Annotated in this window: 11 protein-coding genes; 6 read left to right on the top strand and 5 right to left on the bottom strand. The window is 62.3% G+C overall.

The window, feature by feature from the left end; all coding sequences use genetic code 11:
• Window positions 1-48 precede the first annotated feature (48 nt).
• Together N4J17_RS16440 and N4J17_RS16435 are read left to right on the top strand one after the other, a co-directional pair.
• Window positions 49-975 (top strand): ABC transporter ATP-binding protein, encoded by a 927-nt coding sequence (locus N4J17_RS16440; RefSeq protein ID WP_198324300.1) that lies wholly within the window; start codon window positions 49-51, stop codon window positions 973-975.
• Window positions 976-981: 6 nt separating this feature from the next.
• Window positions 982-1746, top strand: a complete 765-nt coding sequence (locus N4J17_RS16435) for an ABC transporter permease (protein WP_277458365.1) — start codon at window positions 982-984, stop codon at window positions 1744-1746.
• Here the strand turns inward: N4J17_RS16435 and N4J17_RS16430 are convergent.
• From N4J17_RS16430 to N4J17_RS16420, 3 genes are all read right to left on the bottom strand, one after another.
• A complete protein-coding gene (locus N4J17_RS16430; RefSeq protein ID WP_198322898.1) occupies window positions 1736-2473 on the bottom strand; it encodes a helix-turn-helix domain-containing protein in 738 nt (245 codons plus the stop codon). The genes N4J17_RS16435 and N4J17_RS16430 overlap by 11 nt on opposite strands.
• Window positions 2474-2618: 145 nt before the next feature.
• On the bottom strand, window positions 2619-4079 hold the full coding sequence (locus tag N4J17_RS16425; protein ID WP_198322897.1) for a glycosyl hydrolase family 57: 1461 nt from the start codon (window positions 4077-4079) through the stop codon (window positions 2619-2621).
• Window positions 4080-4170: 91 nt separating this feature from the next.
• Complete coding sequence (locus N4J17_RS16420; protein ID WP_198322896.1) at window positions 4171-5397, bottom strand: glycoside hydrolase family 57; 1227 nt, start codon at window positions 5395-5397, stop codon at window positions 4171-4173.
• 181 nt (window positions 5398-5578) lie between these two features.
• On the opposite strand from N4J17_RS16420, the gene N4J17_RS16415 reads away from it, so the two are divergent.
• Both N4J17_RS16415 and N4J17_RS16410 read left to right on the top strand, forming a co-directional pair.
• On the top strand, window positions 5579-6340 hold the full coding sequence (locus N4J17_RS16415; RefSeq protein ID WP_198322895.1) for an ankyrin repeat domain-containing protein: 762 nt from the start codon (window positions 5579-5581) through the stop codon (window positions 6338-6340).
• The gene (locus N4J17_RS16410; RefSeq protein ID WP_198322894.1) at window positions 6333-7094 is read left to right on the top strand and encodes a 4Fe4S-binding leucine-rich repeat protein; all 762 of its coding nucleotides are present in this window, start codon (window positions 6333-6335) and stop codon (window positions 7092-7094) included. Before N4J17_RS16415 ends, N4J17_RS16410 begins: the two co-directional genes overlap by 8 nt.
• Window positions 7095-7098: 4 nt before the next feature.
• On the opposite strand, the gene N4J17_RS16405 is transcribed toward N4J17_RS16410, so the two are convergent.
• The gene (locus N4J17_RS16405; protein WP_277458364.1) at window positions 7099-8088 is read right to left on the bottom strand and encodes a transglycosylase SLT domain-containing protein; all 990 of its coding nucleotides are present in this window, start codon (window positions 8086-8088) and stop codon (window positions 7099-7101) included.
• Window positions 8089-8376: 288 nt separating this feature from the next.
• On the opposite strand from N4J17_RS16405, the gene mltB reads away from it, so the two are divergent.
• Window positions 8377-9492, top strand: a complete 1116-nt coding sequence (gene mltB, locus N4J17_RS16400) for a lytic murein transglycosylase B (protein ID WP_198322893.1) — start codon at window positions 8377-8379, stop codon at window positions 9490-9492.
• Here mltB and N4J17_RS16395 read toward each other — a convergent pair.
• Entirely contained in the window at window positions 9473-9961 is a 489-nt protein-coding gene (locus N4J17_RS16395; RefSeq protein ID WP_232470448.1) for a hypothetical protein, read from the bottom strand. The genes mltB and N4J17_RS16395 overlap by 20 nt on opposite strands.
• Window positions 9962-10338: 377 nt before the next feature.
• Between N4J17_RS16395 and N4J17_RS16390 the strand changes: the two genes are divergently transcribed.
• Complete coding sequence (locus N4J17_RS16390) at window positions 10339-11652, top strand: porin (protein WP_198322892.1); 1314 nt, start codon at window positions 10339-10341, stop codon at window positions 11650-11652.
• The last annotated feature ends 22 nt before the right edge of the window (window positions 11653-11674 follow it).

Here is an 11674-nt window from a genome sequence, read left to right as displayed (position 1 = left end):
TGGGGGAACGGACGCTTCCATTGTAATCAATCGAGCCGTTAAATTTCTGTGACGCCAGCCCTCTCCATCCGCAATCTCCGCAAGACCTACCGCAACGGTCACGAGGCTCTCAAAGGCATCGATCTGGATGTGGCGGCGGGGGATTTCTTCGCACTGCTGGGGCCAAATGGCGCCGGCAAGTCCACTACCATCGGCATCCTGAGTTCCCTGGTGACCAAGAGCTCGGGCACGGTGCACATCTTCGGTCACGATCTCGATCGCGAGCGGGAAGCCGCCAAGTGCTGTTTGGGGCTGGTGCCGCAGGAAGTCAATTTCAATCAGTTCGAGAAAGTCATCGATATCGTGATCAACCAGGCGGGCTACTACGGCATTCCCCGCCGGGAGGCCCGTCGCCGAGCGGAAGAGTGTATCACCCAGTTGGGGCTCTGGGACAAGCGTCATTCCGTTTCCCGGCAGTTGTCCGGCGGCATGAAGCGGCGCCTGATGATCGCACGGGCGCTGGTGCACCGGCCGCAGCTGCTGATTCTCGACGAGCCGACTGCCGGGGTGGACATCGAGATACGCCGCTCGATGTGGGCTTTGCTGCGCCGCATCAACCGGGAAGGCACGACCATCATCCTAACCACCCATTACCTGGAAGAAGCCGAAAATCTGTGCCGCCATATCGCCATCATCAATCACGGGCGGATTGTGGAGCACAGCGACATGGCCAGCCTGCTGGCCAAGCTTGAGGCGAATGCTTTCATCCTGGAACTGCGCCATCCTGTATCGGCGCTGCCCGAGGTTCCCGGCTACCGGCTGGAACTGCGGGGCGACCGCAGCGTCCTGGCCACGGTGCCGACGGAACTGGGGGTTCATGGCCTATTCGATGCACTCGGCCGGGCCGGCATCGAGGTGGCGAGCCTTCGCAACGCGGCGAACCGGCTGGAACAGTTGTTCGTGGACATGCTCGAGACTTCCGAAGACGGTATCTGATCCCATATGAACTACCGCGTCGCTCTGCAGACCATCCTGTTCAAGGAAATCTACCGGTTCTTGCGAATCTGGCCGCAGACCGTGCTGCCGCCCGCGGTGACCACCGGGCTGTATTTCCTGATCTTCGGCACGGTCGTGGGCGCCCGGATCGGTGAAATGGGCGGTTTCAGCTACATCGACTACATCGTCCCCGGCGTGGTCCTGATGTCGGTCATCACCAATGCGTACATGAACGTTGTATCTTCGTTCTATTCCACCAAGTTCCAGCACAACATCGAGGAACTGCTGGTGGCGCCGGTGCCCGATGCCGTGATTCTGGCCGGCTACGTCGGCGGCGGGGTGATGCGGGGGCTGGTGGTCGGCGGGGTGGTGCTGGCGATTTCGGCGCTGTTCGCGGATTTCCACCCGGTGCATCCCTGGGCGGTGGCGGCGATGTTCGTGCTGACGGCGACCCTGTTTTCTCTGGCGGGTTTCCTGAACGCGATATTCGCCAACAGTTTCGACGATATTTCCATCGTCCCGAATTTCGTGCTCACGCCGCTGGTCTACCTGGGGGGGGTGTTCTACTCGATCGAGCTCCTGCCGGATTTTTGGCGGGAGGTTTCGCGCTTCAATCCCATCCTGTACATGATCAACGCCTTCCGCTATGGCTTCCTGGGTATTTCAGACGTCCCGGTGGAGCTGGCTTTCGCCATGGTCGGGATGTTGATCCTGAGTCTGACGCTGGCGGCCCTGATCCTGTTGCGGCGGGGAACGGGCCTCAAGGCTTGAGCAAGGGGTCGCCTCGGGCGATCCGTTTGAGCGCCGCGGTGTCGAGGATCTGGACGTTCCGGCTGTTGATGGTGATGACGCCCTCCTTGGCAAACTGGCTGAGGATGCGGCTCACGGTTTCCAGCGCCATCCCCAAGTATTCACCGATCTCCTGCCGGGTCAGGCTCAGGCGGAACTCGGCTCCGGAAAATCCGCGCTGTTGCAAGCGTTCCGATAGATCGGCGAGAAAGGCGGCGACGCGGGCCTCGGCAGGCCGTTTGGCGAGCAGGGCAAGATCGGTGGCGCTGTCGATGCTCTTGCCCGCATGCCGGAACAGTTCGCGCAGGAGTTTTGGCACCTCCCGGCACAGGGAGTCCAACTGGGCGGCGGGCAGCTCGCAATAGCTGAAGGTTTCCAGCGCGATGGCAGAGCACTGGTGAATGTCCGTGGACAGGCCGTCGAACCCGAGCAGTTCGCCCGGCAGCAGGAATGCGGAGACGAATTCCTCGCCCCGCCGGTCCTGGGCGATCAGCTTGGCGGTACCGGCCTTGATCGCGATGATGCCGCGGAAGGAATCGCCGCGCCGGTAGAGGTATTCACCGCGCGCCAGAGTCTTCCGCCGCCCGACGATGTCGGCGATCCGGTCGACGTCTTCCTTGGCGAGACCGCGCGGTATGCAGAGCGAGTTGAGGCTGCAGTTGGTACAGGTGACGCGGAGTTTTTGGGAGATGTTGGGCTGGTGTTCCATGTCAGATTTGGCTGGTCCCGGCCGTTTCCTTATCCTTGACAAAGCGTATGCCACGCTTTACCTGGATGCCGGCGTTGAAAAGCGCAAGGATAACATCCGGAAGCCGCCTCAGGACGTCTTCCGGTGAGGGTATTTTGCAGTTTTGTCAGAATTCCTGCTGGAGGATGGCCAGAGTTCGGCGGCAAAGCTCCCGGCCATAATCGGTCCACAATCCCTGGCCCCAGTAGCGGTAGCAGCTCGTCTGTGCTGTGAGCAGGTGGAACAGAGCCTTGCGGTAGCGCGCCTCGGCGGGGCTTACGCCGGTCGCGATGGCCTTGGTGTTGAACGCCACGCTGGCCTCTTCCATTGGTCCCAGCACGTTCTCGTAGCCGCGCACCCAGGAGATATCGTTGGTCCAGCTCCCGCCCTCCATGTGGAAGCGGTGGTCTTCCTTCTTCAGTTCCTCGATGGTGCGGGCCAGCTTCTCCGGGCCGTCGCCGGGCTGGAAGCGGTCCCAGATTTTCTTCTGGTGGATGGGCTGGAGTTCGGGCAGGTCGGATTCCCGGATGCCTGAGCCGAACAGGAATTCCAGGTATTCGGTGGCATTCATCATCGGCGTGTCGCTGCCGCTGGCTTCGCGCACCACCTCCATGAATTTGGGCGGGAATTCGTTCATCATCACCCCGCCGTTCTCGCCGTCGGCGATCTGGGTGACCAGCGGCGGTACGCTCTTGCCGGCCAGCTCCCAGCGCGAGAGTCCCTGGGCTTCGTAATAGGGCTGCATCTGCGCGACCAGCTTGGTGTCACTGCCTTGGGTCTTGACGATGGCGATGATGCTGATGCTTTCGCCGGCGGCATTGCGGCAAACCAGCCGGTGGGGTAGGTGTTTTAGGTCGGGTCCCCGGCCATTGTCGGGGCGTTCCACCGTGTGCTCCTGCACCAGCACCCACAGATAGCCGCAGTCTTTGAGGGTCTTGACGTATTCGTAGGCGACGTCGGGATGATTGGGCAGGGCCATCTCCGATGGCGAGAAGCCCCGTACCCGTTGCAGCGCCTCTATGCCGAAGATGCCGGCAAAATGCTGTTGCCAGGCTTTGACGTGCAGTCGGAAGTCCTGACTCGGGGTGGACGGCGCAACGGCGTGTCCCCAGGGGCACCCCAGCCACTCCACGGCGCGGCGATATTCCGGATTGCAGGTGATGGTCTTTAAGCTGTCGAAGACGTCGTTGAGCCCCATCTTGCGCAGGCCGTGGAACAGCGTGCCCGAATATTCCAGCATCACCCGGGGCTCTTTGCCTTCCTGCATGAGTTGGGGGACGAACTCACCCATGCGCTTGTAGCACCAGTGGAACACAGGCGCGTTGTGGTTGTCGCCGATGTGCTGGTTCTCCATCATGTACTGGAGATTGCTGATGATCTCGGCGCTGGCGAGGTCGCCGCCACCGGCCGGGATAAGCGGCTGGTGCATGTGCAGAGCGATGGCGCAGGCGCTGCGGATTCGATCGAAAGCGATGGGGCTCGAAGGGCGGAAAACCTCTGCCGGGCGCTGCTTCAGCGCCTCGTCGATCAGTTTTTCGTTGCCGCAGATGTTGGGCAGGCCATCGACGTATTCCGCGATCTCAGTCATGAACAACTCCTCGAATTGTGGCAGGGGGAACGCATTTGACGTCCAGCAATGATACACAAGCGATTGTGCCGGATTGGTGTCCGCCGGTCGGCTATTGGGGGGCTTCCGGTTGACGCCGAGTTTCCGGTGCCGCGGTGTCGGTGGCAGAGTCTGCCGGCGACCGGGCGGCGAGATAGCGGGCCAGGGCGGTCCGGGCCTCCTCCAGGTCGGCGATGGCGCGGCCGACCCAATCCTCGCCCCAATAGAAATTACAGCTCGTTTCCGCCCGTAGCAGTCGCCAGAGTGCCATGTCCAGGTCGTGTCCGGCCGGCTGTGCGCGGGGCTTGTCGAGCTCGGCGTGCAGGGCGTCACTCAAGGCCCGGATTTCCGCCAGCCCGCGCTTCTGCGCTTCCGACCCCGTCCATTGGGTAAAATCGCGGCCGTGATGCCAGCCGGTGTTCCAGGCGCCGGTTTTGACCTTGACCTCGCCAAACACCCCGTAGCGATCCAGGTAGTCGTGGATGAATACCGGCTGGATGTCGCTGCCCTTGCGGGCTGCCGCCAGCAGCGGCTGGTAGAACGCCCCCCAAAAGTTGGCCTCCTGGGTGGTGTTGCGGAACCAGCCGCCATTTTCGCCATCGGTGCAGGTGGTCACCAGTGGCTCGAAGTTGCACCACTTGGTGCGCTCCTTCAGCTCGTTCTCGAACCAAGCCGGCTCCATACCCGATTCCTGGGCGTCCGACAGGTCGCGGTCACGCACGATGACAATGATTTCCATGCTGCCGTGGCGAGCGATATGGGGGCGGTAGCGGATTTCCTGCCAAGCCATGGGCGTGACCGGCTCCACGTGTTCGCTATCGACGATGACATAGCGGTAGCCGAATTTCCGCAGCAGAGGGATCAGCTCCATGGAAAAGCCCATTTCCGGGGGCCAGAAGCCGTTGAAGCGCTGGCGCCAGAACACATGACCGGCAATGCCCTGCCAGCGTTTGAGATGTTCGACCCGGTCGCGCTCGGGAATCAGCGGCAGCACCGGGTGGTAGTAGGCGGTGCCGAGGATGTCGATGATGGACTGGTTCTGCCAGTGCCACAGCAGCGAGCCGCAGTCGACGATGCCGTAGACCCGTTCCTGGAATCCTGGACTGGAGAGGGTTTCCAACAGGGTGCCGGAAACCGACAGATGTACCCGCCCGACATCGGAATAGTCCCACAGTGAGCGGGCGATGCGGTCGTAGGCGAAAAGGATTTCCTTGGCCTCCCAAGTTTGATGCTCGAGCAGGTGTTCCAGGTTGCCGGGAGGCTGATGCAGGTTCAGCACCAGCGCATGGTGGATGGTCATCGTCACTGGCCTCCAGATGTTGTCATTTTCGTGGTGAATGGGGGTCTGGCAGAGAATTTGCTCGATAGTGGTTGAGACATCCGCCGTCACCGCTACGCGCGAGGCCTTACCGCCCGGTTCCCGCCGGGTGGGAGCGCCGCGGCCATTGTCCCAAATCCTACAACCGATCCGACACTGTACGATGTACCGACGCATATCGACACGTGAAGCGCGCGAGCTGATCGCGACGAAAGAGCCGCTGCTGCTCGACGTCCGCGATGCCGGCGCCTACCGCCGCAGCCATATAACCGGCGCACTGCTGTTCTCCGATCTCAATCCGCTGGAACTGCGCAGAAGCCTGCCGCGCGACAGGCCTTTGCTCGTCTACTGCTATCACGGCATCGCCAGCCAGGATATCGCCCAGATGTTCGCCGACTTCGGTTTCGGCGAAGTATACAGTCTGGACGGCGGTTTCGAAGCCTGGCATGCCGACACGGCGCAAGGACAGACGCTAGCCGATCCACTGGCCGCTTGGCTCCGCGATCACGGTTTCGAGCCGGGCGAGCCGAACTGTCAGGCGGGGGAGACGTGGCCCCTCATCAAAGCCTGCCAGATGGGAAGGGCCGACGTCGTCGAGGCGCTCGCCGCCGCCGGGGCCGATCTGACGGTGACCGACGCCTACGGCAACGACGCCCTGTGGGCGGCGTGCTACAGCGGCGATCTTCCAACCATCGCGGCGGTGCTGGACGCCGGCGTCGATCCGGACCGCCGCAATCCGTCAGGCGCGACCGCCCTCATTTTCGCTGCTTCATCCGGCAGGACCGAGGTCGTATCGCTCTTACTCGACCGCGGCGCCGATCCCGGCATCCGGACGGAGGATGATTTCACTGCCCTGGATCTTGCGGCGAACATCGAGATTCTGTACCTGCTGCGGCGGGCGCAACGGCGTGAAAGCCATGCCTGAGCCGGTCACCGATAATGCCGCGACAGCCGGGACGACTCCCGCCTCGGCGCCGGACTGCAGCGCCTGCGAGTTCCAGAAGGACCTGTTGGCCTCGGGTCGCTGCGATCCGGCCGAAGCCTGTATCCAGGTTCAGAATAGCCGGCGGATCGATGGTTTCCTGAAGCGCAATCCGGCCCTTGCCGAGCGTTATCTTTTCGATTCCCGGTGGGAGCACCGGGCCGTCGCCGCCCGCTATGCCAGCCAGAACGCACTCAAGCCGCTGTTGTTCGACGATGATGAGGCGGTCCGGCGCAGCGTGGCCTATCGCGTGCCGGTGGATTGGCTGGAGGCCCTGATGCACGACGTCGACCGTGAAGTCCGGATCACAGTGGCCGACCGCCTGCCGGCGGAGCGGCTGGAGGCGATGGTGGGAGACTCGGATTACCTGGTACGGGTTTACGTGGCGCGGCGGATGCCGGCGGGCCGATTGTTCCGCATGATCTCCGATCCGGACGAGCAGGTGCGCAAGGAAGTGGCGCGGCGGTTGCCGCCTCAGAGCCTCGCCCTGATGGCTTACGATGAAAACCTCCAGGTCCGCCAGATCGTCGCCGAGCGGATGGACCCGGAAAGCGCGACGCTGCTGCTGCGCGACCGCGAATGGCTGATCCGCTACCTTGCCGCCGCCAAGGCGCCGCCGGAAACCCTGCGGGAACTGCTCGACGATCCGGTGGACGAGATACGCGAGGTGGTGCGGGCACGGTTGGCGGGGAGGTGACCGCTCAACGCAACAGCGCCGCGCTCAGTGGCGAATGGTCCGGCCGGCCAGGGTCGAGACCGGGAATGCCCACGTTTTGGATACGCATGGCGTTGCTGCCTTCCTCGTAACGCGGCAGCTTACCGTCCAGCCGCCAGAGCCGGAAGGCAAGGGCCGAACTCAGTACCCGGATCGGATAGTCCCGCGGCAGGTTTTGCAGATAGGGCTGGATGGTGACGAAGTCGCGGGCTCCGTATTGGTTCATGATCGATTGGAGACCGCCATTCTTGGGGCCGATGTTGTAGGCCAGCAGCGCGAGAAACAGATCGCCGTGCATTTCGGCTAGGTAGTGCCGGAAGGTGGCCGCGCCGACGTAGGCGTTGTGGCGCGGGTTCGCCAGGTCCAGCCGGTCGGCGTCGAGCCGTTTCCGGGCGGCTTCCACCGCCGGCGCCGGCGCCGCGGTGATCTGGAACAGCCCGCGACCGCCGTCTTTGCTGTCGCGGGGTAGAAACGAGGACTCCGTGGAAGCGACGCCGAGCAGGAGTTCCGTGTCGACGCCGAAACTCGCCGCAGCTTCCTGGATGGCGGGCCAGAAGAGCTGGCTCCGCTCGATCAGCCGCTGCAGATCGGCCAGGTTGGAGCGCCGGTAGGCGGCGAAGACCTGGTGGGAGAGGGTGATACGTTCGGCTTCCTCTTTGCCGCCGACCAAGGTCCGCAGACCGCGGAGTTCGTGTCGAAACGCTTCGTGGGCAGCATGGGTGCCGGCGCCGGCGGCAACGAGCACGGCCAGGATCGGTGGCAGGATTTCGGCTTTTCCAGCGAGCCAGGAGCGGATGAGGAACCAGAGGCGGAGGGCCAGGGCGTGCGCGAGCGCCAAGGCGAGCACCATCGCCGCGAAGGGCAGCAGATGCGCCCAGAAGCCGGTACCGGAAAACCAGTCCGCCGAACGGCCCAGCGCGGCGATGATCGCCACCAGCGACGCGGCCGTCAGTGAACCCGCTTCGGTGCCGAGCATGGCCGTGCGTTTCCAGGCCGGGATGCTCTTTTTTTTCTTCTTGCGGCGCCGCGGCTTGGATTGCCTTTTCGGCCGGGGCTTGGGAGCGGGCGGGTCCGGCGGTTTCGGTGCGGAATCGGGTTCCATCGGCGAAGATTGTATCTGATCCAGGGCGGAGGTCTGCACGGATTGACTGGGTGAAGGATACCGTCCGGACAGGTTGGCACGCCAGCCATCGGGCGGGTGATGGATTAGAATGTCCGGTCCGCCCTCTCGGCAGCGGGGCGTAACTGGGACATCCTCTTGGCCATGCATCTTCGATCTTTGGTATCCCCTGCAATATTCGTCTGGCTTGCCCTGTTGGCGGGCTGTGCTTCCGATCGCCCGGCCCGGCGCGCTACCGTTACAGACAGTGGTGTCGTGTCTGCACCCCGGGCGGGTCTCACCCTGACCGAATCAGGCACACCGCTGAAAGGAGGCTATTCGGCGCGTAGGGTGACGGGCGATTATGCCGGTTATCCGGCGCTCGACCGGTTCATCGCCAGGATGGCGCAGCAGCACGGGTTTCCGCGCGACTATCTGAACGGTCTGTTTTCTCAGGCGCAGCGCAAAACCTGGACGATCAACTACATGCGCAAGGAATCCAAGCCGGGGCCGCCCAGTCCGGGGGGGTGGTCGCGCTATCGTGCCCAGTTCCTGGACTCTCTGCACATTGCCCGCGGCGTCGATTTCTGGCGCCGGCATGCCGGCACCTTGCGGCAGGCCAGCGAGCGCTACGGTGTGCCGCCGGAATACATCCTCGGCATCATGGGTGTGGAGACGGCCTACGGGGCCAATCTCGGCAGCCACCGGGTATTGGATGCGTTGACGACCCTGGCGTTCGATTCGCCGCGGCGTGCCGATTATTTCGCGGAGGAGCTGGAGAAATTCCTGCTGATGGCGAGGCAGGAACGGTTCGATCCCGCGCAACCGAAAGGCTCTTTCGCTGGTGCCATGGGGCTGGGGCAGTTCATGCCGAGCAGCTTTTTGGAGTGGGCGGTCGATTTCGACGGCGACGGCAGGAAAGACCTCTGGCAGCCTGCGGACGCCATCGGCAGCGTCGCCAATTATTTCGCTGCGCACGGCTGGCAGAGCGGGGAGGGGGTCGTGATCCCGGCGGTCTTGAAATCCGGCGGGACCTGCGAGCTTGAAACCGGCTACCACACCCGTTATTCGGTGGCCGAACTTAGCCGCAGCGGGGTCGCACCCCGTGGAGTCCTGGATGCGGCGACGCCCGTCAGTCTGTTGCGGCTGCGCGCGCACGCAGGCGACGAGTATTGGCTGGGCCTGCCGAATTTCTATGTGATCACTCGTTACAACAACAGTACCTACTATGCCATGGCCGTGCACGAACTGGCGCAGGCCATCAGGGCGCAGTATCACTAGCGGGCCCGCCGGCGGTACCCGAGGTTTCACCGCCGCTTTTGTTGGTGTTCGTATCGGTGAGCGATGCGGGAACCGGGTGCAACAGGGCTTCCAGCTCACGGGTCAGGGACTCGCACTCCGGTACGACGTCCGCGAGCTTCATCAGGGTGGAAAAGCTGGCATGGTGCTGTTCGGCTTCCGCGGCGACGACTTCATTGAGGGGATCGCAGGTGCGGATCATGTCCGTTTCGGCATCCTCCAGTTCGCCGGCATCGACGTCGCCGTTCGCCACGGCGGTATTCTCCGAAGTGATCAGCTCGTTCAATACCCGGTTGTGATGGCGGAAAACGTGTTCGACGTAGGTTGCGAATTCCTTTTCGTTCATGGTGACGTCACTCCCTTCCGGGGTGCGGGTCCTGATCGCCGCGCAGCCGGTGAGGACGTTCCCTATAAGCAGCGCGATGTTGACGATAGCCGTAGGGTGCCGCATAGCTCGTGAATCGGTCGTCTGAAAATGCTTTATCCGGAAGACCCCGCAGGGCGCGCCTTAAGGCGGTGACGCTGTTCGGCGGGGCGGATGCGGCAAAAAACGGTGTCACACTTTAGCGCAATGCCGGGCGTTGCGGTATGGGGGTGGTTGCGGGATGCGCCGAAACAACGGTGTTGGTGATAAGTCGGTTTTTGTTGCGTTAGTGCAAACATGGAGCACAGCTGCATCATTGTGGTGCAATCATTAGCGGATCACGATGTTGTAATCTGCTCTAATTCGCTGTTTGGTGGGTATTTTTGAGATGGCATATCCTGTGCTTAAGCTTCAGGTGAGAGTGGCGATCCAAGACAACGCTGCAGAACCAACAGGAGATGATGATGACTCAAACAGTCGAACTGAGACCACTGGTGTTCGGGATCCTGGCGACACTTTCCGCCGGTGGGGAAGCGAAGGACTTCGCTGAAACGACGGGGTTGCTGGACTGGGCGACCGACGGCGCCAACGTGCAGCCGTTCGAGGAGTGGGGTGTGAAGTGGGGTGGCTGGATCGATACGGGGGTGTCGACGAACTTCACCAACAGTAAATGGAACGGCCCGGTATCGTTTGGCGACCGCTCGGCCGAGTTGCAGATGAACCAGCTCTACGTCTATCTGGAACGGGCAGTGGCAACCTCGGGGGATGACTGGGACTTCGGTGGTCGTTTCGACTTCATGTATGGCACCGATGCAGCTTATACCCAAACCTATGGTGCTCCCCAGGGCAATTGGGACCTGCATCTCAATGCCAGCAACATCAAGTACTACCGTACCGCGTTGCCCCAGGCCTACGCCTCGGTCTATGCGCCCATCGGTAACGGCCTGACCCTCAAGCTCGGTCACTTCTATACCATCATCGGCTACGAAGTCGTCACCGCTCCGGATAATTTCTTTTACTCGCACGCCTACACGATGCAGTACGGAGAGCCCTTCACCCATACCGGCCTCTTGGGCAGCTATCCGATCGACTCTAACTGGACTCTGACCGGCGGTGTCGTGACCGGGAGCGTGACCGGTGGATGGGACGGCGGCTTCAATCAGGGCTTAGGTGCCTGGTCCGGCATCGGCGGCATCGGCTGGGTCAGCGACGACCAGGGCACCAAGGTCAACATTTCCGGGACCACTGGTCCCACTTCCGAGACCAACTCCAACCAATGGAGCATCTATAGCCTGGTGATCCAGCACGACATCACCGAAGACCTGCACTACGTCTTTCAACATGACCACGGCTTTGCCGACGGTGCATCGATGGGCGCCAACGGCAAGCCGCAGGATGCAACCTGGTATGGCATCAACAATTATCTTTTTTACGACATTCAGGACGATCTCTCGATCGGTCTGAGAGGAGAATGGTTCAGGGACGATGATGCCGTGGTGAATTTCGGTGCGAGTGGCGCAAACTTTGGTCGAGTCTACTCCATCGGCCGTCAGGTCGGCGGTGTCGGACTGGGCTCCGGGCTGCCGGCATCCAGCTATTATGAATTTACCTTGGGGTTGAACTGGAAGCCTTCGCAGTGGCTGATAGTCCGCCCCAACCTACGCTATGATTGGGCGGACAACGCGAAGCCATTCAACAACGGTGGTGCATCGGTAGGCTATGCCGGGGACAGGCGAGACCAGATCCTGTTTTCCACCGACGTGGTCATCAGCTTCTGATCCGGTTCGGCTGAGGTCGATT

Origin of the sequence: Methylococcus capsulatus (genome assembly GCF_036864975.1) — a bacterium.
In the GTDB taxonomy this organism is placed as follows: Bacteria; Pseudomonadota; Gammaproteobacteria; order Methylococcales; family Methylococcaceae; genus Methylococcus.
This window is presented reverse-complemented; position numbering and strand designations above follow the sequence as displayed.